Origin of the sequence: Williamsia sp. 1135, assembly GCF_002095395.1 — a bacterium.
Taxonomy (GTDB): domain Bacteria; phylum Actinomycetota; class Actinomycetes; order Mycobacteriales; family Mycobacteriaceae; genus Williamsia.
The window spans coordinates 40,255-65,333 of sequence record NZ_MJEI01000075.1 but is presented as its reverse complement, the minus strand read 5'-3'; the positions used below and the strand labels follow the sequence as shown (position 1 = coordinate 65,333).

Below are 25,079 nucleotides of genomic sequence, written 5' to 3'. Positions count from 1 at the left end.
TCCGAGGGTGGTCAGTTCAAGGCTTTGACCCCCTGTCCGTGCAGGGCTTGTGCGAGGCGGACTGAGTCTCCGCTGGTCTGGCAGAGGTGTGCGTGGTGGAGCAGTCGGTCCACGGTGGCGGTCGCCAACGTTTTGGGCATCAACTCATCGAACCCGCTGGGATGCAGGTTCGACGAGACCGCGACCGATCGGCGTTCGTAGGCTGCTTCCACGATCCGGTAGAGCCCCTCGGCAGCGTCGGCGCCGACCGGGAGGAGCCCGACGTCATCGACAATGATGAGCTCGGCGCGGACGATCTTGGCGACGGCTTTGCCCAAAGAATCATCAGCACGATGGGCACGTACGAGTACCCCGAGCTGTTCGAGGGTGAACCAAGCCACCGGCATACCTGCTTCAATAACATTGTGTCCCAATGCTTCGAGGAAAAATGTCTTCCCCGTCCCAGCTGGCCCGCACACGACCAGGTTCTCCCGCCGCCCCACCCATTCCAGGGTGCGCAGCGCGTGCTGGGTGGGCAGTGGGATCGAGGAGGCATTCTCGTCCCACACATCGAAGGTTTTGCCGGTCGGAAACCGTGCGGCTTTGCGGCGGGTGGTGAGCATCGACCGGGCTCGACCAGCGGCTTCTTCAGTCAGCAACGCTTTGATGACCTCGGCCGGATCCCAGCGTTGTGAGCGGGCGGTGGCCAACACGTCGCCGGCGACCGCCCGTGCGTGGGGAAGCCGCAGTTGGCGCATCAACTGCTCCACCTCGGCCGGCAGCGTCGGGGTACTCATGCGATGTCCTCGTCGTTTACGTGAGAATTGTTGAGGCCGAACGAGTTCCATCCGGTTGTTCCTTGAGCCAAGGAGGTGTCTTCGGAGGCTTGGTGGCGAGTCGGGTCCATTCCTTTGCTGGCGAGGATCGAGTCGAGGTCGCCGGTGGCGAACCGGCCGTGCACCGCGGCGTGACCCAATGCCCAATCCACATCCGGGCGGCTACTCAGGGTCGAAAGGTCCACGGCGTGGGTCATCTTCTGAAAGATCCGTTCGGTCCCGACGGCGGCGGCTTCTTTGAGCCACACCACCGCGCCCTCTCCGATCGCCAGGAAAGCGTGCTCAGCAGCGCTACGAGCGCGGATCCGGTAGTCACCGGGGATCTTGCCGGGCTGATCCGGGAAGTGGGCGTCATCGATTGCGGGGGTGCCGCGGGTGGTGCGGCGGTGCCGGGCCACTTCGACCGGGCCACCGCCGTCGAGGGCGCAGATGATGACCTCATCGGTACCCGGGTGGTGGCGCACCCACACACTGTGTCCCAATAATGTTGACGGGATGGAATATTGGCCGTGCTCGAAAGTGATCATCGGAGTGTTGTCCGGTACTTTGCGGGTCACCCCCAGGCCCGCGGTGTGCGGCAGATCGGGCACCGCATGGAGCTGGGTGCGTTCGATCTCGAGCATCTCGGCCGGTACCCGGCCGGTGGCCCTGTGGACCCGGTTGTTGACAAGCGTCATGAACTCGCCGCACGCGGTCTCGACGTCGACGAAACTCGCGTACTCGCCTAGCAGGTTCGTCTCGGTCGGCACGATGTCGGCTTTAGCGAGTTTGACGGCGTTCTCCACCCCGCCTTTGGAGGCCGGGTCGGCCGGCTCACACGTCAGGACGGAGATGCCGTAGTAGCGGCCGAAGGTCACCGCATGACGGTTGCGGACCGGAACCCCCGCCACGTGCCCGGTCGTGACCGTTTTCTCGTTGTCGGTCAGCAGGTACGTCGGAGCGCCGCCGACGATGCGAAATACACGGTCGAGGCCGGCGAACACGCTCGGCCCGGTCCGGTCGTGCAGGGCGATGACGATCCGAAAGCGGCACCACGCCAACCACGCGACCAGCAGCACCACCTTTCGGCCGTTCACGATCGGGCCGTCACCGAAGTCGTACTGCAGCCACAATCCGGGTTCGGTGACCCACGGTCGGTGCACTCGCGTATTGCCCAGGCGCCATTGAGCTTTGATCTCCGCCAGTGCCCGGCGGGTGGTGCGTTCGTTGCCGGTGTACCCCAACGCGGCCAAGCGTTCGTGGGCTTTGTCGCCGCGGATCTTGCCGTGCGAATCCTGCACCCACTTCTCCAGGTTCGGGGTGAAGTCGTCGATCAGTCGGGCCCGGCGAACCTGCGGCGGCAGGCCGGCATCGCGGTCCTCGACCGCCTTCTTGACCGTGTGATGCGAGCACCCGCAAAGTTCGGCTGCCGCGCGATACGACCCAGTCAGATCGTAGGCATTGAGTATTTCCATGAGTTCTCCGTCAGACTTCAATGTGGTCTCTCCCGGGTGATTCGAATCGACTAGGCATCGACATCGAACCTCGGGAGAGGCCCCCACGGCGCAGACGCGCCGCACTGGGATCAACAGGACTGGGCAGATTCATGGCCGGCAACGGGCACATTCGTGCCCGCCAGTGAGCAGTTCTTATTGGCCGTCAGTGGGCACTTTCATGTCCGCCTACGGGCAGTTTTTCATGTCCGCCGACATCCTCGCGCGCCGGCGGCGAACGTGTTTCACTTTTGTGTATGGCGAAAGCTGCGTCAACCTCGGCCGTACAGTCGTTTTTCTTGAGTGGCGTTGACGGAACCTTGGTGCCGCAAGCACTCTCGGTCAGCCCCTGGTCGAACCGGCAGGTCGGCGGATACGCGGTATGCGGCGTGCTCGCCCGGGCGATCGAGCATGCAGCGGAGTCGCGGGATTTCGTTCCGGTCCGACTCACGGTGGATCTGTGTGCCCCGGTCGGAGTCGACGGCGTCTGCGCGGAGGCGACGGTGACGAGCCGCTACCCACTCCCCCCGACTGCGTGGATCAACCGTCCCCGCCCCTGTTCAGCAGCACAGACGGAGGCTGGAGCGGCGACTTCGCCTCCCACCAGAACTCTCACCGTAAAACCGCGTGGCAGAACTTCCCACCTCTGGTAGCCGGCGAGGAGATGTCGCCATTCGTGCGCGCCGCGGTAATGGCCGAGACAACGAGTCTGGTGTGTCATTGGGGGTCAGCTGGGGCCGGATTCATCAACATCGACACCACCCTCGCGTTGATTCGCCTCCCCCGTGGGACGGGGCTGGGTCTGCGAGCAGACAATCAACGCTCGAACGCCGGGATCTCGGTCGGCACCGCCACCATGTTCGACCGAGACGGATACGTCGGCAACTGCACCGTTACCGCTATCGCGAACTCGCGGCGGCAAGTCGACCTGGGCGCGCTGAATAACGATGACATGTGAGTACTTGCAGTTATGAGTTCTTGTCGGCGAACCGACTCAGCCGCCGATTGGATAGGTCGCGGGCGAACAGGGTCAGTTCCCTCGGTCGAATCGCTGGCGTTGCCGAACCCCATATGCCGCGGCCTTCACGGCCTCGTCGTCCTCCATGCCCGACCCCAGTGCGCCGCCCAGCGTGGCGATAGCAGCCACCAACCAGGCCATCAGTAACAGTGACGAGAAGTCCATCGGATGACCGATGTTTTCGGTGACCATCTGCGGCGGTATGGTCCACCACGCTGTCAACAGCAGCAGGATGAACACCCCGGCATGGAAGACAACCACTCCGATTGTCAGGGTGACGAGGGTCGATGCGTTGTACAGAACCGCGCGTTCGCGGTCGCCGGTTGCCGGCGGCTTTTCCCACAAATTGTGTTCAACGACGAGCCACGCGATCATCGCGACGGTCGCCAATACGGTGGCAGCGCTCAGACGCCAAGGCCCCATGGTGGCAGAAAGCTGCCACATCGTCGGGTATGCGAGACTCACCGCCCCGGTGGCGAACGCCGCCATCATCACCTTTGACATGCCGGTTACCAATCGCCACGGCCGATTGGCATACACCATGCCCGCAAGCAGTCGGAGCCGCGAGAGAGCAGACGGTGCGACATAGTGGACGTTGCCGTGGTCCTCAATCCTTCGCATTCGCCCTGGCACGTCAGGTGTATCCGGTTGGTGCGTCACCTCGGCCACAACTGTTCGCGTCAGGTCTCTCACCCGACGCTCGGTGAACGCCCCGCCCAGCCCGGGAATCGATATCATCCCGAAGTGATCCGCCACGCTGAGGTCGGCGATCACGGGAGTCGTTCCCTGCCGTCGAGGCATGTCGGTGAGGTAGATGACGACGTCCTCGGCCTCGGCCTCGGGTTCGACGGTGCCTATGACCTCTGCAAATTCAGACTGTTCATCGATCGGGTATGCGTACTCTCGGGTGGACACTCTCCAACGGTCGTGCTCGGTGTCGTCCGCGAGCGGGTGTGACAGTGAGTCGCTCAGGTGTTCCGCGATCGTTGCCGGGGCCCCTGGGTCGGCGATCAGCAAAATGGATGGCATTTCTCCCCCTTCCGAGGCAGAGTTACCCTTCACCCTCGATCGACAAACGTCCGGACCTCGGATTGAGAATGCACCGAACCAACATGGGATGCTGCCTGAGTGCACACGAAGCAACAGCTCGTTGCGGCGGTAGATGCAGCAGCGACTCAGGCTGGATTCTCCTTGGACGTCGGCCAGCGCCGACTACTCGACCGGCTGGCCGATTTCGCGGCAAACCTCGATGAAAAGCCGAAACGGCGGTCGACATCTCGCGGACTGTATATCTATGGCGAGGCAGGTCGAGGGAAGTCATGGCTGACCGATGCCTTTTATTCGGCATTGCCGACGAACCGGAAGACTCGCGTCCACTTCCACGGCTTCTTCGACGAACTGCACCGCAGCATTCATGATCACCGGACCGAGCGAGAAGCAGTTGATCGGGCCATCGAGGCGGTAACCGGTACCGGCAGGTTGCTGTTCTTCGATGAGTTGCACGTCCACGACTCCGGCGACGCACGTTTGCTCACCCGGTTGCTCGATCACGCCTTCCGCCAAGGGGTGTTGGTGCTCGCGACGTCCAACTATGCCCCGGACGATCTGTTGCCCAACCCGATCTGGCACCACACCTTTGAGCCCGGGATAGATTTGAACAAGACCAACATGGGCATATTCCATCTCGAGGGTCCCGACGACTACCGCTCACTCCGGATCGACCATTCATTCGGCTTCGCGTCCGGCACCTGGACGACGAAAACATCGGCCGTGCTGCCTGACTGCGTCCAGGAAACGACTGTGACCGTTCGCGGTCGCCGTTTCCCGATTCTCGCGGCGCGCTCCGGTCACCTGTGGGCTACGTTCGACCAGATCTGCAACGCCCCGACATCGACAATTGAGTACCTGGAGTGGGCCCGCACCTTCTCCACCTGGACGGTCACCGGCGTTCCGTTACTTCGGGACACCAATCCTGAGGCGCAGCAACGGTTTATCAATCTCATCGACGTACTTGTCGATGCCGACGTGCGCCTCCACTTCATATCCCCCCACGAACTCACGACGTTCCTCGAAAGCGCTGTCCACCGCCCCGACGCGTTTCGCATGGCCAGCCGCATGCAACTGCTGCGCAGCAAGACCGGTCTCGACTCCCCGAACCACGGGTGAACAGCCGCGACTAGTTCCAGCCCGCCGTCTCCACCGCCGCGCGGTGGGTCTGCTCGAGGAACGCCAGCACCATGGCGTCCGGATCCGCCGCTCGTCGCACCAGATGATAGGGCAGCACGTACTCCCCCAGCGTGGAGTCCCAGTGCGCGGGGGCCTCGACGGCTGGATGGGTGTCGTACCCGTCGGGATGGGGGTACGCGTATGCGTAGAAAACGCCTTCTTCGACGCCACCGGGCCAGTAACCCGCGCTGGAGACCTCGTCGCTGTATGCCTCGTGCATGACCCAGTCGGGACAGTTCGGAACGCCACCGGGATGCTGGGGCGCCGGCCGTCCCGAGAACCGGGTGACGGCCAGATCGAATGCGCCCCAGAAGAAATGGACGGGTGACGATTTTCCGCGAAACTCACCACGGAACTTCGAGAAGACACCGTGCGCAGACACGAGCGACAGCCAGAAGCGAGGAACGGCGTCCGCGTCGTACGACGCGTGCGTGGTGTCTTCGGAGAATGGGGTGGCGTCGGGCAGTTCGACGGGAGTTCCGACGATTGCGATGTCGAACCCGAGATCGGTCAGGTGGCCGGTGTACTCGGCATAGAAGTCAGCAACAGTTCGCGGCTTGAGCTTCATGCGGCGAATACTGCCGTCGGTGGCGAGGATGAGTAGCTCGTGATCCACGAAGTCGAAGCGGATTTCCAGGCCGCGACTTCCGGCTGGCATCAGGGACGTGGTGAGTCCTCGTGCGTCCACATAGAGCGGAACGCCCCACCAATGATTGATCTGCGGCCCCAGAGCCATGCGTGTCTTTCCGACAATCTGGGTCCACAGCTGCAGCGTATCCCTGGTGCTTACCCACGAATCCAGCGGAAGTGCGGGCCAAGCGTCGTGTTCGGTTCTCATGAGCCCCATGATCCCCGACGTCTGCTCGACCCGCACCTACATCGCCTGCCCACTTTCGGACTGCGGGCTCGCGATCAGTCGTTGTCTGTTGCGGGTCCCTCCTGGGTGGCCCCACCTTCTCCGGACCAGTCGCCGGACGTCTCGCCTTCGGCGGGATCGGACTGTACGTCGGAGTTCGCGCCCTCTGGTCCGGTGCCGGCGTCTTCGGTATGGGGGTCGGTCTTTTTGTCGGTCATGGAAGTCTCATACCCGAACACCGTCGCTATCAACCCCACGCGCACAGTCTGTACGCCGAAGTGCGGGTCAGCTCTCCGGTCTCAACACAGCGGTGAGCACCTGTTTGGCCGAGGTGTCCTCAGTGCGTAGCGGTACCTGTGATTGCGACGCCGGAACGAGTCGGGGTTCGTCGAGGCGGAAACGACGATTGAGATGCACGACTTCCGCGTGACCGGCAGCCACCACATTTCGAACCCAGTCCGACGCAGTCCCGTAATTGAGCACGATCGAGATTGTCGACTCCGATACGAACACCATCACGGGCGTTTCGTATGACCGCCCGCTTCTGCGTCCGAGGTGCTCGATCACGGCCATGTGCGGCACTCGCTTCGCCCAGACAAGAGTCACGCGGTTAGTCACATACTTGTTGAATCGGGCGATTGATCGCATGCCGCGCCCGCCCGTGACTGTTGCGATGCGTGCGGCGACGCGCGCCACCAGCGCAGCTGATTCCATCTGCTCCCCCACCGAGAAATTGCATTCACACCCGTCGCGGCACCAACCTGGTGCGAACATCGCCGTCAACTCGAAATCAATGAGTCAGACCGGCGTCCTTACTGCCGTACGCATCGCGGAGTTTGGGTTTGACGACCTTGCCACCGGGATTGCGTGGTAGTTCGTCGACGACGATGAGGTCCTTGGGGTGTTTGAAGCGCGCCAAGTTCTCGTCGAGGTGAGGTCCCAGGTCGTCGAGTGTGAGCGAGTTGGTGCCCTCAGCCAAAACGACTACTGCAACCGGCACCTCACCCCATTTCGGATGCGCCCGGCCGATGATGGCGGCTTCGGCGATGGCAGGATGGCTGTAGAGCACGTTCTCGACTTCGGCGCAGTAGATGTTCTCTCCACCGGAGATGATCATGTCTTTGGCTCTGTCGACCACGTACAGAAAACCCTCGTCGTCTTGCCGAACCAGATCGCCGGAATGGAACCAGCCGCCCCGGAACGCATCTGCCGTCGCCTGTGGATTCCGCCAGTAGCCTTTCATCAGATTGGGCCCGCGATAGACGATTTCGCCGACCTCGCCGGGTTTGACGTCCTCCATCAGAGGATCGACGATTCGGGCAGTCACCGCGGGCACCACTTTGCCGATCGACCCAATCTTCCGAATGGCGTCCTGACCCTCGAGAAGGGTTGTGACCGGCGACATCTCGGTTTGCCCGAATGCAGTCATGTTGAGTGCTTCGGGGAACAGTTCATTCATCTCTTCGAGCACGGTATCGGGAGCCGGCGCAGCTCCCCAACTGATAGTCCGCAGCTTCAGGTGGCGGGGCTTGGCCCTTTGGGCAGCGCAGACCGCCTGCCACTGGGCGGGCACCATGAATACCGATGTCGTGCCTTCACGCTCCAAGGTGTCGAGCATGTCGTCCGGGTCGAACGCGCCGAGTGGATGGATGACCGCCCGGATGCCGCGATAGAAGACCGGAGCGAAGGCGGCGATGCCCGCGATATGGAAGATCGGGGGCACGACCGAGGCAATGTCACCCGGCTTGCCATCAGATGCATTAATCGTCGTCATCGCCTGCGATTGCAGGTTGGCGTGGGTCAGCATGGCGCCCTTGGGCTTTCCGGTGGTTCCCGAGGTGTACATGATGAGGGCCACGGTGTCTTCAGGAATATCGACTTCTGCCGGCTCAACGGGATCCTGCGCGAGGAACGTCTCGTAGTCGAGGTGATCGGCGCTGTCTCCGGCGTCTACGACGATGGTGGTGTCGATGGTGCCCGTGGACGCTCGCACCGCATCTGCGAGCGGTGCAAGAAGTCGTTCGGTGAGAATGATCCTGGCGCCACTGTCCTGAACCAGGTAGCCCACCTCGGCCGGGCTCATGCGGATGTTGACAGGGACCGGGATCGCGCCGATCAGATTCGCTCCGAGCACCGCCTCGACGTATTCGGTTCGATTGAGCAACGCGATCAAGATACGGTCGCCGAAATGGACGCCGCGGTGTTGCAGAGCCGCGGCAAAGCGGTGCGATCGGTCGTCGAGGTCACGCCAGGTGGTTGCGGCACCGAGATATTTGACGGCGATCTCATCTGGTGTCATCAGAGCGTGTCGTCGTACCTGGGTGTTCCAGGTATTTCGACTCGAGCGCATCGGTTCGAGGAGGACCTCGCTGGTCGAGTCTGCAGCGACTGTCATTGGCGTATCCCCTGGTGTCGTCGGACGTGGCGGTCTCAGCCTTCGGCTGTGACCTCAGTCTCACTGTAGAGGGTGCGATCGAAGTCCGCCCGGAAATCTGATCACGCGCGCCGCTCGATCGAAACGCCGCTCAGTACAACAGGTCAGGGCCGATCGAGACGCGTGATCACACCTCGGTCACCGTCCACTCGAACTCGATCGCCCGTCTTGAGCGCCTGCGTGGCGACCAGGGTGTTCACGACGCAGGGCAGACCGTACTCGCGCGCCACCACAGCACCGTGGGACACAGAGCTGCCGATATCGGTGACGAGTGCAGCGATGACCGTGAAGTACGGCGTCCACCCCACGTCGGTGACCGGGGCCACCAGGATCTCACCACGCTGCACTTGGCGCGCGTCGACGATCGATTTCGCCACGCGCACCACGCCTTCCACGGAACCACGGCTGGCGGGCCTGCCGACGATCTCATCGCCGGTGACACTAAGTTGCGGACGGGCGATCAGCGGGGTGGGCCGCCCGACAGAAACATCGGCGAACTCGAGAGAGCTCTGAAATGCCAGCGCTTCGCGACGCTTCACCGCGCTCTGGACGAGTCCGGTGACGTCTTCCGAACCGACGATGCGGGTCAGTTCCGCACGGTCGAAGAAGAACACCAGATCCGAGTCGGGCAGTCGTCCCTCCTTCGCCAGCACCTCACCGAGGTGCCGGTAACCGAGCTTGAGCGAGTGCGCCATCAGCGCCATCTTCGATTTGGTCTCCTCGCGCCCGCGGGCGCCACCCTGCGCCAACCGTGCAAGAAGCCTGACGGTAGACGATGTGGACGCCTCGACGTCGATGCTGGTCGGCCTGGTCGTAGTCGGATCGAGCGCCGACCGCACCATCACCTGCATCATGGCACCGAGCCCTTCTGGATCCTCCGCCCACGATGGGTCACGCATACACAGTTCTCGATACCCGCGGTGGCCGTGACGAGCAAGGAACTGCTCCAACGCCTGACTGATCGAGTCGCCCGAGGTTCGCAACTCGGAGATGGCGGTGCCCGGCGTCGCGGCCAAGAACATCTCGGCGGCCACCGCGTCGGCGGCCACGGCGTGTACCACCGCGTCGAGCTCTTCGAGCATGAGGGCACTCTCGACCTCGGATGCTCCGGCCATGAGCCGGGTTGCGTCGGCTCGCCCCTCGTCCTCGCCACGTCCCGCCTTGACCGCCTGTTTCATCAAGACGCCTTCGAGGATGTTGGCCGCGACTGCCGCGCGCGACGAAGACCGCACGTGAGTCAGCGTGATGTCGCAATACCGCTCGACGCCAGATTCCAACTCATGCAACACAAGTCGCGGATCGTCACTGGTCGGGATGCGGAACTCGGCAATTTGGTCCTGCAGGCGCCGGATCGCGGGACCGGCGGACAATGCGTATGTGCTGAGCCGAACCGTGTTGATCAGTTTCGCAATGAACGGTTTCGGCGGTTTGGGCTTCAGCTCGTCGACAACCCGACCGCAGATCGAAATCGAGAACTGCTCTAGAGAGTTGCCGAGGAGGCCTGAGCTCAGTCCTGTCCCCTCGGTCATGTTCAAGAACATGTGTCCTTGGAAATAGCCGACCTGCAGCCATGGCTTCTGATAACTCTGCTGCGCCCGCGCCACCACCTGGGTCATCTGCATCGCGTAGTCGATGGCGAAGCCGGAAACCGATGCGGTCAACGGGCAGAATGCCCCCGGCATCATCTCTCCGATGTTGCAGCGCGTGTAGACGTGATCTTCCCCTGCGAGAGGCGAATCCATCTCGTTCAGATCGCCGGGCAGCGTGGTGATCGGACGGGCCTGCAGCCACCACAGTGTCCCGGATTGGTCGATCGCCCACTCGAGGTCCATGGGCCTGCCCCAGTGTTCTGCGGCACGTAAAGCACCGGCCCGGATGTCGGCGATCTCGTCGGTCGACAACACCGGCGTTCCACCGACCTCACGGACTGCGGGGCTGCCGTCGATATCGAGGACGAGATGGTCCGGGGATGCGGTGCCGTCGACGAGCGCTTCGCCGAGTCCGGCAATGGCGTCGATGACCATGAGGTCGCGCCGGCCGGTGGCCGGATCCGCGGTGAACACCACCCCCGCGGCGCGCGCGTCCACCATCTGCTGAACCACCAGATGCATGGTGGCGGTCTGTTGTCCGCTGTACGACGAGACTCGCCGAGAATGCACAGAGGCGGCGCACGCGCGAATGGCTCGGACGAAGTGATCGACGGAGTCGACACCGAGCACGGAATCGTATTGCCCGGCAAAGGATTGATCGTCACCATCTTCACCGACTGCCGAGGACCTGACGGCCACCGGAGTAGCGCCGACGGCGGTCATCCGCGCGAACCAGTCCCCGGCGTCACCGGCGGTCACCTGCTCGGAAGCGTAGGCGATGACAAATCCCACCGGCACCGGAAGTCCGAGGCGGCGCAATTCGGCGAGACCGGATGCTTTGCCGCCGTAGCGGTTGTCGCTGACGTCGTCGAACTCGATCAATCGCAGCGGCATCATGATCCACCCAAAGCGTCCACGATCTCGGCCAGGGCCTCAACCTCAATGGGACCCGGTTGGTAGAGGCAGATCCGGTCCGACACCCCGTCGACACGGTCGCGGATGTGCGAGGCCACCTCGGACGGCGTGCCGCATGCGGCGATGGTGTGCAGGATGTCGTCGTCGATCAAGCCGGCCATCTCCTGCCAGCGGCCCTGTTTGGACATCGCGTTGAGTTCGGGCTGCAGATCGCCCCAGCCGTGGGCGTCGAGCACCGGCCGGTAGGCCGGTGTGGAGCCGTAGAACGCCAGCAACATCCGAGTCGAGGCGTGGTCGTCGTCTCGCCCGGTTCCGACCGACACGATGATCTCAGGCACCACTTCGAAGTCATCTTCGCTGCGGCCGGCCGCAGACAGTCCGTCGCGAACGGCGGGGAGCGTCGTCTCGTGCAGGAACCGCTTGGTCCCGAAGGGCATCACCAACAGACCGTCGGCCACTTCGGCCGTGGCTTTGGTCAACCGAGGCCCGAGCGCGCCGAGATAGATCGGCGGCGGTCCGAACGGGTTCGGCCCGGGCACGAAGGTGGGCGTCATCAAGGTGTGGCGGTAGTACTCTCCGCGGAAGTCCAGCCGCTCCCCCTCATTCCACGTGGCGAAGATCGCTCGCAACGCTCCCACCATCTCTTTCATCCGGGCGACCGGATGATCGAACTCCGCCCCGTAGCGCTTCTCGATCTGTGCGCGTACCTGCGTGCCCAGCCCCAGGATGAAACGCCCTTCGCTCAGCAGTTGCAGATCGTTCGCTTGGTGTGCGAGCTGAATCGGGTTGCGGGGAAACGCGATCGCGACATTCGACATCACGTCGAGACCCTTCACGGACGACGCCAGCACCAGCGGCGTGAAAACGTCGAACGGTCCTTCGAACGTGAACACCCCGGCTGCGCCGGCTTCTTTGAGCACTTCTGCGCGTTCGACCGCATCGGTGGGACCGAACAGCGCTGTCATGATTTTCATCCCCGGGCGCCTAATTGGCCACGTCGGTCCAGTCGGAGAATCCCGACGGGTGGTGTGGGCCGATCAGGCCATGCTCGAACAAACCCGCGCCTTTGCTGACCGTTCCGTCGGCTTCAGTGCACACGGCCTCGCCGATATGGTCGATGAGACTGAACGGCGCTCGGGCCATCACCTCCGGGTCCGTCAGGTCGAAGCTCACGCGTTCGGCGAACGGACCGCCCTTCCAGCTTCCGTGCGCCCACGAGGAGTCGCCACCGTAGCCCGATCCGAAAGCGATGGGTGCAAACAACTTCGATTCGACGTCCAACGAGATCTGGTCCCCTGCACGGTTCATGAAATCCACATGGGCGCCCCGAGGAATCCTCGTTCCGGGTGCATAGTCGATGGTGGCGCGCACCCCGTCGAGCTGTTCGACGCGGCCGTCTCGCCAGCGGCGGGTGCAGTCATAGAGGCTACGGTGGCCGTCGGGATCTTCTTGCAGGATCAAGAACAGTTGGTAATCGTCAAAAGCGAGCGGTAGGTAGAGCCACCACATTCCGCGGAATGCGGTATCCGGCCGACCGGCCGGCTCGGCCTCACCGACAGGTCGGATCCCCCATGAGCGGTCGCGGCTCGCCACACTGCTGTCATGGTCGACTTCCAGCCGTTCGCCGTCGACGTCGATCCAGCCCTGCCATGATCCGACCTGGGCGAATCGACTCGCCTGCAGCGTCACTCGCCGGTCGGTGAGCATTTCGTGCGGCTTCTCCAGTGCGGCGGGAAACAGACCGCGCCAGGTGAGATCCGCGGAAATGCCCTCGGTCGGCGCGAGTGTCAGGTGCATCTGCTGCAAAGGCTCGATGACGTCGAGACGGTAACCGTTGACGTTCTGATGAAGGCGGTCGTCGTCGATGGCGTCACTCAGGTGTACGGCGGTCTGCGTGTCCCCGCGGCGGACGACGAAATAGGCGTCCTTGACGCCGAGGCGCGGGTAGTAACCGATTCCGGTCAACGCCATGAAGCGGCCGGCTCGGTCGAGCACGTTGAAGTACGACCGGTCGTAGAAGTTTCGATCGGAGGTGGCCGGCCAGGTCAGTGGCGCGGGCGTCTGATGGATTGGATACTCGTCGAGCGCGCTCAGGTTCACAAGCTCTCCCTCAAATACGATGCACACTGTATTGGAACTATACTGGAGTCATGACAGCAGAAAGCCGCAACGAAGGCAAGAGGTCGGCGCAGTCCGCGCCGGGGCGGCCACGCGACGGCAGGATCGATGCCGCGATCATCGCGGCCACTCGCGAACTGATCCTCGAGACGGGTTACTCCGCGTTGTCATTGTCGGCGATCGCTGCCCGCGCCGGAACGACCACAGCTGCGATCTACCGGAGGTGGTCAGGCAAGGCGCAACTCGTTCACGAAGCGGTGTTGTTCGCCGAAGCGATCCCCACGCCGGACGGTTCCGGTGATATCCGCACTGAGATAAGGGGTTTGGTCGAGACCGTCCGGGTGATCTTCGACCGACCCGAGGTGCGGTTGGCTCTTCCGGGCCTGATCGCTGACACCGTTGCCGACCCGGAGCTCCACAACATGATGATCGCGAGACTGGGCGGGAACCTGACAGCTTTCGAATCTCGCTTCGGTCAGGAGCGCCGCGGCGATGACCAGCTGCCGATGCTCGCCGAGGTGGTCGCGGGCACGGCGATTTTCCGCATCCTGATTCGCCGAGATGCGGCCCTCGACGAAACATGGGTGACCGAGATGACCGAGATGATCACCGACCGTTGGCCGCCAACACTGTTGCGAGACCTTCCTGTAGATCCTTGACGAAATACTCGGGAACCTCGAGTGACGGGAAGTGTCCCCCGGTCTCGGGCGCCCTCCATCGAACGATCTGCCGGAATCGCTCTTGCGCCCACGGGCGCGGAGACTTCTCGATGTCGCGGGGATACGTAGTGATTGCGGAGGGAACATCTACCCGTAGTTCGGGATCGAGAGAATTGTGGCTCTCGTAGTAGATGCGGGCCGACGACGCACCTGTCCGCGTCAGCCAATACAGAGTGACGTTGTCGAGAATCCGGTCCCTGGAAATTGTCTCGAATGGACTGTCTCGGGTATCTGTCCACTCGGCGAACTTGTCGAGGATCCAGGCCAGGAGTCCAACGGGCGAGTCGACAAGCGAGTAGCCGATCGTCTGCGGCCGGGTCGCCTGCTGCTTTGCGTACGCCACCCGATGCCGTTTGAACTCGGAGGTTTCCTCAGTCCATGTGCGTTCGGCCGCCGTCAGCCCGTCCATCGACAACCCAGGCGGTGCCTGCGCGGTCGTTGTGTGGATGCCGAGAACGTGTGACGGGAATCTGCCACCGAGGATCGTGGTGATCACACCTCCCCAGTCGCCGCCGTGGGCAACGAATTTGCGGTAGCCGAGCCTGTCCATGAGTTCGACCCATGCTGCCGCGATCTTCTCGGTGCCCCAGCCGGTGGTGGCCGGCTTGTCGCTGTACCCGAAGCCGGGCAGGGACGGGATCACGACGTGGAAGGCGGGCGCGGCGGCGTCCATCGGATCCGCCAGCTCGTCCACCACATCGATGAACTCAGTGATGCTTCCGGGCCAGCCGTGCGTCACGATCAGAGCCGTGGCGTCTGGGCGCGAGGATCGGCGGTGCAGGAAGTGGATTCCCAAACCGTCGATGACCGTGCGGAACTGGCCGATTCCGTGCAGGCGCGCTTCGAACGACCGCCAGTCGTATCCGGTGCGCCAGTAGTCGGCGACCTCGACGAGGTCGGTGAGCGGAACACCCTGATCCCATCGGCGAGGGTCGGGCGCTGCGCGATTGACCGTTTCAGCCTCTGGTAGGCGTGCCGAGGTCAATCGCGTACGCAAGTCATCGAGCTCTGCGTCGGTCGCGCGCGCTTCGAACGGCTGCACGTCGGTGGGTTGGGGCATGGGCGCTCCTGATCGTCAGTGGACCAGTTCGCAATATTGAGAACCAGCTAAGACGGTTCTAACACGCGGGCCAATGCCCCGCAACCGGCTAAGGTGGTTCCATGCCCGCTGAGTTTCCTGATTTCCGCCTCGGTAGCGTGCTGGCGACCTCCTTCACAGGGACGTTGTCGGAGCGACATGGCGAGCCTGTCGAGCGCATTCCCACGCCGAGGCGACTCGTCGATTGGCTGACTGTGAACGGCCTCGCCGTGGACTCCTGCACCGCCGCGCAACTCGACCTCGCCCGCGAACTCAGGGAATCAATTCACGCAACCGCGACCGCGGCTGCGATCGGCGAGCCTCTGTCCACGTCCGCAGTCGAGGTCATCAATGGCCGGAGCGTGCAAGGCCGCGCGGCGGCCACCCTGACGCCCGACCGCCACCGCCAATGGCGGCTCAGTTCGGCGTCCTGTGTGGAAGACGCCCTGGGCGTCATCGCCGCCGACGCGATCAGCATCATCGCGGGCGAGCGGGACGGAAAACTGGCTCTATGCGCATCGCCGACATGCCGAGCCGCTTTCTTCGACACGAGCCAGAGCCGTAGCCGCAAATGGTGCGATATGAACACGTGCGGGAATCGTCACAAGAAAGCGCGCTTCCACGCCAAGAACGCGGCCGAGAATCACTGATCGCCACAGGAGGAATCACCCCTCGCGCGCGACGATCATCTGAACGCATCGCGAGCCGGAAGGTCAGCGACAACGCTGCATCCGGGTCGATGACCCGCCTGCACCAGGCGTGCACCGTCCGCATCCCACACGGCCGACCCCCCGGATGTCTGCGTGTATCCCCCACCGGTGGGACCAGCGAATCCAGCGAATACCACCGGGACCGCGGCCAGAGCGGCGATGCGCCGCGCGCGGACGTCGAACTCGGCCACCTCGTCTGGCCGGTGCACCAGGCCGGCGACGTACAAGTCGATTCCTGCCTCGATCGTGGCGGTCAGGTGATCGTCGTCGCGGGTGTCCTTGCACACCCCGAGACCGACTCGCCAGCCCTCGATCTCGACCACGGCCGCCGTCGACCCGGGGGCGTACACCCGGGTTTCTTGGCTCCCGAGACTCATCTTGCGGTAGACGATCTCTGCGCCGCCCTCACTCACCGCCAGCACGCCGATGGCCCGTCCCGATCCGTACCGGACAGCGGCACCGACCAGTGCGACCGATCCCTTGTCCCGGCAGGCGTCGACGAGAGGATCGAGCGCAGCGTCATCGACCTCGACACTCGTCGCATCCATGCTGTATCCGGTCAGCGACATCTCCGGGAACACGACAAGCCTTGCTGCACAACGTCGAATGGCCTCGGAGTGAGCGACCGCGTTTGCCGCGACGTCACCTGCGACAGTGACAGGTTGCGACGCGGCCACCCGCAACGTCGGAGTTTGCACTGTCATGACATGTCCATCGTCCTGGCGGCCGGTACTTGCCGCAGCCGCATGGTGTATTTGCCCACCCGCGACGTTAGCCGCTGAGACGGCAAATGGTGACAGTGTCCCTGGGGTCTAGACCCGGACCACGTCCAGATCGCCGTCTCGGTAGGACGCACGCAGGCGCTTCTTGTCGAACTTGCCGACACTGGTCTTCGGCACTTCGTCGATCAGCGCCCAGTTCTCGGGCAACTGCCAGCCGGCCACCTTGTCTGTCAGGAACTCCTTGAGCTCGTCGACTGTGACGGACGTGCTGTCATGTCGGAGCACCACTGCAACCAGCGGTCGCTCGTCCCACTTCTCGTCGGGTACGCCGATGACGGCAGCTTCTGCGACCGCCGGATGGCCCATCACCGCGTTCTCGAGATCTACTGACGAGATCCACTCGCCGCCAGATTTGATGATGTCTTTGGTCCGGTCTGTCAGCGTGAGGTAGCCGTCCGAAGTGATGGATCCGACGTCTCCGGTGCGTAGCCAGCCGTCGTTGAACTTCTCCGGCGTGGCGACACCGTAATACGCCCCGGCGATCCACGGCCCACGGACCTCGAGTTCGCCGACACCACGGCCGTCGTGCGGAATGGTGGCACCGTCATCACCGATCAGCCGCGCCTGCACTGAAGCAGGAAAACGACCCTGCGAGTACCGATATCGCCACATCTCATCTCCGGAGACGCCGGCGGGTGGGCGTGCCACCGAGCCGAGCGGCGATGTCTCGGTCATCCCCCAGGCATGCAGCACAGTCACCTGGTGATCGTTTTCGAAACTGTGCATCATCGAAGGAGGTACGGCCGAACCGCCGACCAGCACCTCGCGGATGAACGAGATGTCCTGCGGATTCTGTTCGAGATGAAGGTGCAAGCCCTGCCAGATGGTCGGCACTGCTGCGGCCAGAGTCGGCTGTTCCGATTCGATGATCGTGGCCAGTGGCTCCGGTTGCAGGAATCGATCGGGCATGATCAGAGAGGCACCGATCATGAAAGCGGCGTAGGGCAAACCCCAGGCCATGGCGTGAAATTGCGGCACCACGGCGAGCGCACGATCACCTTGCCTGAGGTTCGGACCGTCGCTCATGCACACCTGCATCGAGTGCAGGTAAATCGAACGGTGCGAATACACAACACCTTTCGGGTCACCTGTCGTGCCGGATGTGTAGCACATCGCCGCTGCGCTACGTTCGTCGACATCGGGCCACTCGAACTCAGCCGATTGCTCGGCGAGCAGAGTCTCGTACGCGTGGACCTGCACGCCGTCCGGCACGTCGAGTCCGGCCGTGGACGATCCTGTCACGACGACGTGCCGGACCGTGTTCAGTCGTGGAAGATGCGGCTGTAGAAGCGGGATCAGCGATGGATCCACGATGATCACATGGTCTTCTGCGTGATTGACGACGTGAATCAACTGCTCTGGAAAAAGCCTGATGTTGAGGGTGTGGAGTACCGCGCCCATCGCCGGGACTGCGAGGTAGCACTCCAGGTGCTCGGCGTTGTTCCACATGAAGGTTGCCACGCGCTGGTCACCCGTGACTCCTAATCCCCGTAGAGCATGCGCCAATGCTCCGCAGCGCTGACCCACCTCGGCATAGGTCCGGTGTTGTGGACCCGAATCAGTCCAGGTCGTGACCGTCGCACCGCGATGTACCGTGCTCCCGTGCCGCAGAATCTGGGCGATCGACAGCGGAACGTCCTGCATCGTGCTGAGCATGGTGCCTCCAACATCTGGGTACTCGATGACTGAAATCATTCCATCAACTTCGGCCTGCGATATCCCGAGAACAAGCAGAAACCATGGGGTGCTGCAGTTTTGGCCGTAGTGTCCCTGCGGCGTGTGGCCACGATCTAAAATCAACTACTCGTAGCTGACATTGCGGTTGGCAACGACCCCGATCGCGTTGTGCGCACGAAGGGACCGAACTCATGGGTGTGTCGACTCGTTGCCGGCTTCACCGAGGGGTGGCCGTTGCTGTCGGCGTTGTCATCGCTTCGGCGAGTCTCTCGTGCGGATCAAACGGCAACGACGGCGCAGCTACGAACTCGACGGCGCCGAATACACCCGCCGTGAACGCCGACGCAGCGAAGATCGCGGACATTGTTCGTGCCAAGCTCACCGAACTCGATCTCACCGGTGCTGTATTCGGCGTGTGGCGCGGCGACGAAGAGGTCGTCGTCGAGGCTGCCGGTGACTCTCCGATCGGGGTAGCAGCCACGCCTGCCATGCAGTTACGGGTCGGACAGCCGATGGAACCGATGCTCTCGACGGTCCTGCTTCAACTCGATGACGCCGGGACGCTGGACCTTGACGAGCCGATCGCCAAGTGGGTGCCCGATTTTCCTCGCGCTGACGTGATCACCTCACGGATGCTCGCGAACAGCACATCAGGCATCTCGGACTATGTGACCAACCCCGAGTTCCTCAAGATCTTTTACGAGAACCCGATGAAGGGTTTCACCGCCCAGGAGATCTTGGACCTGGCGAACGCCCGCCCGCCTCTGTTCGAGCCGGGGACCAACTTCGCCTACTCCCACAGCGATCTGTGCCTGCTGGGCCTGGTGCTCGAGAAGGCATCGGGCAAACCGCTCGGGGACCTCCTGAAGGAACGGATTTTCACACCGCTGGGGATGAATGCGAGCACGGTGATGCTGACGCCGCAGATGTCCGAACCGATCCTGCACGGTTACACCAATGAACGAGGAATGTTCGAGGACTCCGCATTCTGGAATCCGACGGCGTTTCTCAACAGTGGCAACACCAACTCCACCGTTTCCGACATCGCTCGGTGGGTCCGTGCGCTGGCCACCGGCGAAGTGTTGTCCGACAACGCGTTCAAAGAGATGATGGCGCCCTCGACCGCGGGGATCGGGCCCCTGACGGTTGAGAAGTTCTTCGCCTTCGGGACTGTTCACCTGGACAGCTGGCTGTTCATGAACCCGTCGTTCGGCGGCTACAACGGTGTCGTCCTCTACGAGAAGACCTCGAAGACGACGATCATCGTCTACGCCACACTCGGGCCGACGGCCAACGCAAACACCAACAACGCAGTGCCGATCGGTACGGAGATCGGCAAGCTCTTGCTTCCCGACAATCCGCCGCCTGTGCCCTGATTGATGTCACCAGCCCTTGCGGATAGCGTGGTGGCGCAGCCTCAACCAGCGCCGTGGTCGACGGTCATGTCCCCCGTAGCCGGCGTGCCTTCGGCTCGCCCGTACCGCAAGAGCACGGTGCCGGTCGGAGCCGCTGCCGGCGGCTCGAGGAGCCTGAGATTGGTTGGTACCGCGCCGTCGTCGAACACTTTCTTGCCCACGCCGAGCACGATGGGGTGGACCCACAGATTCAGGCGGTCAAAGAGTTTCTCACGAAACAGCGTCTGCACCAGATCGAGACTCCCCACCACCTTGACGTGTTCGTGCCGCTCGCGGATCTCGCGCACCGCACCCGCCAGGTCGGGACCGAGTTGTCTCGAGCCGTCCCATGACAGGTCGGCAGAACCGCGGGACGCAACATACTTCGGGACGCTGTTGAAGAGTGTGGCGATGCTGTTGTCCGGTCCGCCTTCCTGATAGGGCCAGTACGCAGCGAAAATGTCGTATGTTCGCCGACCGAGCAACAGCGCATCGGTGCCCTCGTACGAGGCGGCGATCTGCGCACCGGTGAGCTCGTCCATCAACGGCGCCTGCCAGCCCCCGAACGGGAATCCCTCCGGATCCTCGTCGGGTCCGCCCGGCGCCTGCCCGACGAGGTCGAGAGTCGCGAACATCTCGATGTGAATGAGTCCCACGGTGTGCTCCTACCGGTTCGACTTTTTGCTGGTCGAGAGGTAGACCCCGCCCCGCCGAAAAAGTAATCGACACAAGGTGGACCCCACACTCGGGGTCGATGGCACAACGGTCAGGAGAAACCTATCGACGTCCGCGTAGCGCGTCCCATGCTCCCGTCGACCACAAGGCCCACGCGATGAGGACAGGTTGGAAGATCAGCCGAGTGGCGCGGGCCTGGTCGGTGTCGAGGCCGAACGCATCACGGTGGTTGGCCCATTGCGCGACGTTGCCGGGGAAGACAGCCACGAAGAACACCGCGACTACGAGACCGATCGCAGCGCGGCGGCTCTTCAGCAGAATGAGTGACGAGCCGAGGGCGATCTCCACCACTCCCGAGGCCAGCACGGTCACATCCGGATCAAGGGGAACGAAGTCCGGTACCTGAGCCTGAAAGTCCTGCCGGGCGAAGGTCAGGTGCCCTACACCGGCGAACACCATCGCTGCACCGAGGATGACCCGACCGAGCGTGCGCGGGGTCGCTTCTGCTGCAGGCGACTTCGACGTCAACAGTGCGACGACATTTTCTTTGATGGTCAATGGATTCCCCGGATCTCGGATAGGCGACGTGATGTCGAGTTCCAGCCTAAGCCCCGAGCGCCGGGCGGTGTCGATCTGTGTGTCGTAGGCTCGCGCAGTGAGTGTTTCTGATGACGACCTCGAATACCTGCGGCGCTGCGTCGAGCTGGCGCGCGAAGCCCTGATCGCGGGCGACGAGCCGTTCGGATCCGTGCTGATAGACGACGCGGGCCGGATCCTCTTCGAGGATCGCAACCGCGTCAAAGACGGTGACAACACCCGACATCCGGAACTGACAATCGCATTGTGGGCCGTCCACAACGTGGCGCCCGAGGATCGTGCTCGCGCAACCGTGTACACCTCGGGGGAACATTGCCCTATGTGCAGCGCAGCTCATGCGTGGGTGGGACTCGGACGCATCGTCTACGCAGTGTCGTCGACTCAATTGTCGACCTGGCTGCACGAGTGGGGCGCTCCCCCATCTCCGGTTGCTGGATTGTCGATCAACACGGTCGCGCCAGGGCTTGTTGTGGATGGTCCTGCGGGCCCACTCGAAGCTGAGATGAAGGCGCTGCATTGGGAGAGGTTCAAGTCCACCGCCAGCTAACGTAGCTGGGCGGTTGATCCTCAGGTCACCCTGGTGCGTCGGCGGCTCTTCGTCGCTTCGACGGGATCAATGGTCCCGCTCGACCACTCCGCCGCCATGGCGAGACTGGCCTCGCGGCCCGAATGCACGTGGTGGAAGGCTGATTCGGCTGCACGATGCGCATCACGAGCGGCGATGGCAGCGAGTATCTCCTCGTGTTCCTGACATTGCCGACCGGGGTCTCGGTCCTTGGTGAGGTGAAAAAGCCATTGTGTGCGGGCTTCGAGCGGACGCAACATGGACTCGAGCAACGGGTTTGCCGCGAGATCGACGATCATCTGATGAAACCGCGCGTTCGCGAGCGCAATTGCCGGACGGTCCTTGCGAGCGGTAGCTGCTCGTGCCGCTTCGAGTTGATCGGACAACCGCGCCAGGCCGACGTCATCTGCGCGTTCGGCGGCGAGTCGGGCGGCGAGGACCTCGAGACTTTCGCGCACGTCGAACAGATCGCGCACATCGTTCTCACCGAACGGTGACACGACGGCGCCCTGCCTTGGAACGAGCACCACCAGCCCGTCCTGTTGCAGCAATTGCAAGGCTTCGCGGAGCGGGATACGGGACACGTCGAGTTCCGCTGCGAGGTCCCGTTCCACCAGCCGCGAACCCGGCGCCAACCTCAGATCGACGATCTGTTGCCGAAGTTCTTCATAGGCGCGCTGGCGTAGGGATTTTGAATCTTGCCCGGAGTATTCCGGTCCCTGTGCCACGGTCACGTGTCCAGCTCCTCATTCCAGGTTCGATCAGTTCCAGCGAGTCTATCCCGAGCCCGGATAGCGGTATACCAATAACTAACGGAACCGTAATCGAATGGAAACACGTCTACCGGAGTCTTCTCCTAACGGTATACCGCTAAATCGGCGGCCGGCGACAGGAGAAGAACGTGAAGATCCGAAACAACGCGGTGCGGGCGTCCTTGACGCTGGTTGCGGCCGCCACCATGACCATCGGGATGTCAGCGTGCGGGACCTCAGGGGCGGACTCCGGTGACGGAAGTCTTTCTGTCGGAGTCTTCTTCCCCGGGTCCGTCACCGACACCGGTTTCATGGAGTCGGGCTACCTCGGTTACCAGCGGCTCGAGCAGGCGCTCGGCGACCGGGTCGACCTGAGTTATGTGGAGCAGGTCGCACCCGCGGACTACCAGCAAGCCCTGCAGCGCTTCGCATCCGAGAACGAACTCGTCATCTCCGTCGGTGGCCAGACCGACGCCGACGTGCGCAAGGTCGCCCCACAGTTCCCCGACGTCGACTTCGTGGAAATCGGCGGCCCGTCGGATGCCGAGCCGATGGACAACCTCGCCTACTACGATCCCCAACAGGCGGAAGCCGAATTCCTGTCCGGCGCGGTGGCGGCCGCGTCGTCGCCCAATGGTGTCGTCGGGTTCGTCGGCGGTGTCGAGTTGCCCGCGATCGTCAATGCCGCGCAGGCCTTCTCCAATGGCGCGACGTTCGCCCGACCGGATGTCAAGGTCTTGAACCCGCAGTACGTCGGCGACTTCAACGACCCGGCCAAGGCCAAACAGGCTGCCGGGACCGCCTACGCAGGCGGCGCGAACATCCTCGGACAGATCGTCAATCTGGGTAAGCAGGGTATCGAACAGGCGGCCAGGGATTCAGGCAATCGCATGGTCGGAGGGCCGATTCCGGGCGATTGCGCGAACCCCGTCTACGCCGGGTTCGTTCGTACCGACATCGGCACCGAGATCGAGTACGCCGTCAACGCGACACTCGACGGCACCTGGACGGCGGCGCAGGTGCCGTTCGGCCTGACCACGGACAAAGGCGGCAGCGACTTCATCCCGTGCTCCGACGACCCCGCGGTCACGAAGGCCCTGACCGATGCAAAGGCAGCGCTCACTTCCGGCGCCGTCGAGCCCTACTGAGATCGGTCCAGACGATGACACCGGCTACAAGTCCGTTGCTGATCCTCGACGGAATCGGAAAGTCGTACGGCAATGTTCGCGCACTCGACGAGGTCAGCTTGACGGTCGAGCGGGGCTCCGTGCACTGCATTCTGGGTGAGAACGGCGCAGGCAAATCGACACTGTGCAACGTGGTCTACGGAACGGTCGCGGCCGATGAGGGCCAGATGACCATCGACGGCGAAACGTACAGTCCGAGAACGCCCGCGGCTGCCCTCGATGCCGGGGTGGCGATGGTCCATCAGCACTTCTCACTGATACCCACGATGACCGTCGAGGACAACCTGCTGCTGGGGCGGAACGGATTCCGTCCACCCCACGACGCCATCAGGCGCGGCCTCGACCGTATCGCCGACACCTACGGCCTCACCGTCGACACGAAGGCACGGGTGCGTGATTTGCCGATCGGTGCCCGCCAGCGTGTCGAGATCGTCAAGGCTCTACTTCGTGAACCGTCGCTCATCCTGCTCGACGAACCGACTGCCGTTCTGGACCCCGCAGAAATCGATGCACTGATCGGCACCTGCGGCGCCCTCGCAGCAGACGGGAAGTCGGTGGTTCTCATCACCCACAAGCTCGGCGAGGTCAGCCGAGCGGCCGACTCGGCGACCGTGCTGCGTGGCGGCGCTGTTGTCGGCGGTGGGCGACTGTCCCAGACGCCGCTGAGCACCTTGCTGGAACTGATGTTGGGCGGTGCGCAACCGATCGACTCTGAGCATGTCCCGCCGCCGCGGCCGACTTCCGACGCGGCCTGCCTGACTCTCGAGGGGATCAACTTGACCAGAGCTGACGGCAGCATCGCGCTGTCGGAGGTGAGCTTGTCCGTGCGGCCCGGCGAGATCGTCGGGATTGCGGGCGTCGAAGGCAACGGTCAATCGGAGTTGGCAGCGATCCTGGCTGGTTCGATCGGTGTGGACAGCGGTGCTGTGCACCTCGATGGCGCGGACATCACAGGACTCACCCCCGCCCAGCGCACTGCGATGGGAGTGGGTGTCGTCCCTGAAGACCGCCATGCCGAAGGCGTCATCCCGGAGCTCTCCATCGCGGAGAACATGGCACTGGCGAGGCTGCATGCCTACCGCCGGTGGGGTCTTCTGAATCGGCGAACCATGAATGCCGATGCGATGAATGCGATCTCGGAGTACTCAATTCGTGCGGACGGCTTTGATACCCCGGTCGGTTCGCTCTCAGGTGGAAACCAGCAGAAAGTCGTGTTGGCACGTGAGTTGTCGATCCCTGGTCTGCGGGTGGTCGTCGCGGCTCAACCGACACGCGGACTCGACGTCGGCGCGGTGTCCTTCGTCCTCGAGCGCCTGCGCGAAACCGCTGCCGCCGGCGCTGCGGTCCTTGTGATCTCCAGCGAGGTCGACGAACTTCTCGCGCTGTGTTCGCGCATCGTGGTCGCGTACCGGGGCACACTGGAGGGCTCGGTCGACGCCGGATCCACAACGGCAGCCACCACCATCGGCGAACTGATGATGGGAGTGGCCGCATGACCGT

At 63.3% G+C, this 25,079-nt stretch carries 24 protein-coding genes; 8 read left to right on the top strand and 16 right to left on the bottom strand.

The features are described 5' to 3' along the window. Positions 1 to 11: 11 nt before the first annotated feature. Positions 12 to 776, bottom strand: a complete 765-nt coding sequence (gene istB, locus BFL43_RS07305; RefSeq protein WP_084889766.1) for an IS21-like element helper ATPase IstB — start codon at positions 774 to 776, stop codon at positions 12 to 14. Beyond that, positions 773 to 2,290, bottom strand: coding sequence for an IS21 family transposase (gene istA / locus BFL43_RS07300; protein ID WP_084889768.1), 1,518 nt, complete (start codon positions 2,288 to 2,290; stop codon positions 773 to 775). Before istA ends, istB begins: the two co-directional genes overlap by 4 nt. Before the next feature lie 379 nt (positions 2,291 to 2,669). Between istA and BFL43_RS29865 the strand changes: the two genes are divergently transcribed. Continuing rightward, complete coding sequence (locus tag BFL43_RS29865) at positions 2,670 to 3,245, top strand: hypothetical protein (RefSeq protein WP_346425951.1); 576 nt, start codon at positions 2,670 to 2,672, stop codon at positions 3,243 to 3,245. A 72-nt stretch (positions 3,246 to 3,317) separates the two neighbouring features. On the opposite strand, the gene BFL43_RS07290 is transcribed toward BFL43_RS29865, so the two are convergent. After that, positions 3,318 to 4,334: a hypothetical protein gene (locus BFL43_RS07290; protein WP_084891912.1), complete on the bottom strand. Its 1,017-nt coding sequence runs from the start codon at positions 4,332 to 4,334 to the stop codon at positions 3,318 to 3,320. Positions 4,335 to 4,433: 99 nt separating this feature from the next. Here BFL43_RS07290 and zapE point away from each other — a divergent pair, with 99 nt between their 5' ends. After that, the gene (gene zapE / locus BFL43_RS07285; RefSeq protein ID WP_084891911.1) at positions 4,434 to 5,471 is read left to right on the top strand and encodes a cell division protein ZapE; all 1,038 of its coding nucleotides are present in this window, start codon (positions 4,434 to 4,436) and stop codon (positions 5,469 to 5,471) included. Between the two features lie 10 nt (positions 5,472 to 5,481). Here zapE and BFL43_RS07280 read toward each other — a convergent pair whose 3' ends face one another. The 7 genes from BFL43_RS07280 to BFL43_RS07250 all read right to left on the bottom strand — a co-directional run bounded on the left by BFL43_RS07280 (position 5,482) and on the right by BFL43_RS07250 (position 13,425). Next, the gene (locus tag BFL43_RS07280; RefSeq protein ID WP_084891922.1) at positions 5,482 to 6,369 is read right to left on the bottom strand and encodes a DUF5996 family protein; all 888 of its coding nucleotides are present in this window, start codon (positions 6,367 to 6,369) and stop codon (positions 5,482 to 5,484) included. Positions 6,370 to 6,443: 74 nt separating this feature from the next. Further along, complete coding sequence (locus tag BFL43_RS28850; protein WP_168176551.1) at positions 6,444 to 6,605, bottom strand: hypothetical protein; 162 nt, start codon at positions 6,603 to 6,605, stop codon at positions 6,444 to 6,446. Positions 6,606 to 6,672: 67 nt separating this feature from the next. Further along, on the bottom strand, positions 6,673 to 7,113 hold the full coding sequence (locus BFL43_RS07270) for a nitroreductase family deazaflavin-dependent oxidoreductase (protein ID WP_240498116.1): 441 nt from the start codon (positions 7,111 to 7,113) through the stop codon (positions 6,673 to 6,675). 64 nt (positions 7,114 to 7,177) lie between these two features. Further along, positions 7,178 to 8,782, bottom strand: a complete 1,605-nt coding sequence (gene fadD5 / locus BFL43_RS07265; protein WP_084891909.1) for a fatty-acid--CoA ligase FadD5 — start codon at positions 8,780 to 8,782, stop codon at positions 7,178 to 7,180. A gap of 143 nt (positions 8,783 to 8,925) precedes the next feature. Next, positions 8,926 to 11,304 (bottom strand): PEP/pyruvate-binding domain-containing protein, encoded by a 2,379-nt coding sequence (locus tag BFL43_RS07260; RefSeq protein WP_084891908.1) that lies wholly within the window; start codon positions 11,302 to 11,304, stop codon positions 8,926 to 8,928. Continuing rightward, on the bottom strand, positions 11,304 to 12,299 hold the full coding sequence (locus BFL43_RS07255; RefSeq protein ID WP_084891907.1) for a TIGR03617 family F420-dependent LLM class oxidoreductase: 996 nt from the start codon (positions 12,297 to 12,299) through the stop codon (positions 11,304 to 11,306). Before BFL43_RS07255 ends, BFL43_RS07260 begins: the two co-directional genes overlap by 1 nt. A gap of 10 nt (positions 12,300 to 12,309) precedes the next feature. After that, the gene (locus tag BFL43_RS07250) at positions 12,310 to 13,425 is read right to left on the bottom strand and encodes a hypothetical protein (RefSeq protein WP_084891906.1); all 1,116 of its coding nucleotides are present in this window, start codon (positions 13,423 to 13,425) and stop codon (positions 12,310 to 12,312) included. A 50-nt stretch (positions 13,426 to 13,475) separates the two neighbouring features. Between BFL43_RS07250 and BFL43_RS07245 the strand changes: the two genes are divergently transcribed. Continuing rightward, positions 13,476 to 14,102 (top strand): TetR family transcriptional regulator, encoded by a 627-nt coding sequence (locus BFL43_RS07245; RefSeq protein ID WP_084891905.1) that lies wholly within the window; start codon positions 13,476 to 13,478, stop codon positions 14,100 to 14,102. On the opposite strand, the gene BFL43_RS07240 is transcribed toward BFL43_RS07245, so the two are convergent. Further along, complete coding sequence (locus tag BFL43_RS07240; RefSeq protein ID WP_084891904.1) at positions 14,050 to 15,222, bottom strand: epoxide hydrolase family protein; 1,173 nt, start codon at positions 15,220 to 15,222, stop codon at positions 14,050 to 14,052. The two genes, BFL43_RS07245 and BFL43_RS07240, sit on opposite strands and share 53 nt — an antisense overlap. A gap of 101 nt (positions 15,223 to 15,323) precedes the next feature. On the opposite strand from BFL43_RS07240, the gene BFL43_RS07235 reads away from it, so the two are divergent. After that, a complete protein-coding gene (locus tag BFL43_RS07235; protein WP_084891903.1) occupies positions 15,324 to 15,890 on the top strand; it encodes a CGNR zinc finger domain-containing protein in 567 nt (188 codons plus the stop codon). 35 nt (positions 15,891 to 15,925) lie between these two features. Here BFL43_RS07235 and BFL43_RS07230 read toward each other — a convergent pair whose 3' ends face one another. Together BFL43_RS07230 and BFL43_RS07225 are read right to left on the bottom strand one after the other, a co-directional pair. Next, positions 15,926 to 16,654 carry a carbon-nitrogen hydrolase family protein gene (locus BFL43_RS07230; protein ID WP_084891902.1) on the bottom strand — a complete coding sequence of 243 codons (729 nt, stop codon included), beginning with the start codon at positions 16,652 to 16,654 and terminating at the stop codon, positions 15,926 to 15,928. 108 nt (positions 16,655 to 16,762) lie between these two features. Beyond that, positions 16,763 to 18,388: a long-chain fatty acid--CoA ligase gene (locus tag BFL43_RS07225; protein WP_084891920.1), complete on the bottom strand. Its 1,626-nt coding sequence runs from the start codon at positions 18,386 to 18,388 to the stop codon at positions 16,763 to 16,765. A gap of 212 nt (positions 18,389 to 18,600) precedes the next feature. Here BFL43_RS07225 and BFL43_RS07220 point away from each other — a divergent pair, with 212 nt between their 5' ends. Beyond that, on the top strand, positions 18,601 to 19,785 hold the full coding sequence (locus tag BFL43_RS07220) for a serine hydrolase domain-containing protein (RefSeq protein ID WP_084891901.1): 1,185 nt from the start codon (positions 18,601 to 18,603) through the stop codon (positions 19,783 to 19,785). A gap of 41 nt (positions 19,786 to 19,826) precedes the next feature. Here BFL43_RS07220 and BFL43_RS07215 read toward each other — a convergent pair whose 3' ends face one another. Together BFL43_RS07215 and BFL43_RS07210 are read right to left on the bottom strand one after the other, a co-directional pair. Continuing rightward, positions 19,827 to 20,459, bottom strand: coding sequence for a dihydrofolate reductase family protein (locus BFL43_RS07215; protein ID WP_084891900.1), 633 nt, complete (start codon positions 20,457 to 20,459; stop codon positions 19,827 to 19,829). Positions 20,460 to 20,580: 121 nt separating this feature from the next. Beyond that, complete coding sequence (locus BFL43_RS07210) at positions 20,581 to 21,036, bottom strand: DoxX family membrane protein (RefSeq protein WP_084891899.1); 456 nt, start codon at positions 21,034 to 21,036, stop codon at positions 20,581 to 20,583. A 97-nt stretch (positions 21,037 to 21,133) separates the two neighbouring features. On the opposite strand from BFL43_RS07210, the gene BFL43_RS07205 reads away from it, so the two are divergent. Then, complete coding sequence (locus BFL43_RS07205) at positions 21,134 to 21,622, top strand: nucleoside deaminase (RefSeq protein ID WP_084891898.1); 489 nt, start codon at positions 21,134 to 21,136, stop codon at positions 21,620 to 21,622. A 20-nt stretch (positions 21,623 to 21,642) separates the two neighbouring features. Here the strand turns inward: BFL43_RS07205 and BFL43_RS07200 are convergent, their stop codons facing one another. Beyond that, entirely contained in the window at positions 21,643 to 22,374 is a 732-nt protein-coding gene (locus tag BFL43_RS07200) for a GntR family transcriptional regulator (protein ID WP_084891897.1), read from the bottom strand. Positions 22,375 to 22,541: 167 nt separating this feature from the next. Here BFL43_RS07200 and BFL43_RS07195 point away from each other — a divergent pair, with 167 nt between their 5' ends. Together BFL43_RS07195 and BFL43_RS07190 are read left to right on the top strand one after the other, a co-directional pair. Next, on the top strand, positions 22,542 to 23,540 hold the full coding sequence (locus tag BFL43_RS07195) for a BMP family ABC transporter substrate-binding protein (protein ID WP_240498115.1): 999 nt from the start codon (positions 22,542 to 22,544) through the stop codon (positions 23,538 to 23,540). Positions 23,541 to 23,554: 14 nt separating this feature from the next. Continuing rightward, positions 23,555 to 25,075 (top strand): ABC transporter ATP-binding protein, encoded by a 1,521-nt coding sequence (locus BFL43_RS07190; protein ID WP_084891896.1) that lies wholly within the window; start codon positions 23,555 to 23,557, stop codon positions 25,073 to 25,075. Positions 25,076 to 25,079: the final 4 nt, after the last annotated feature.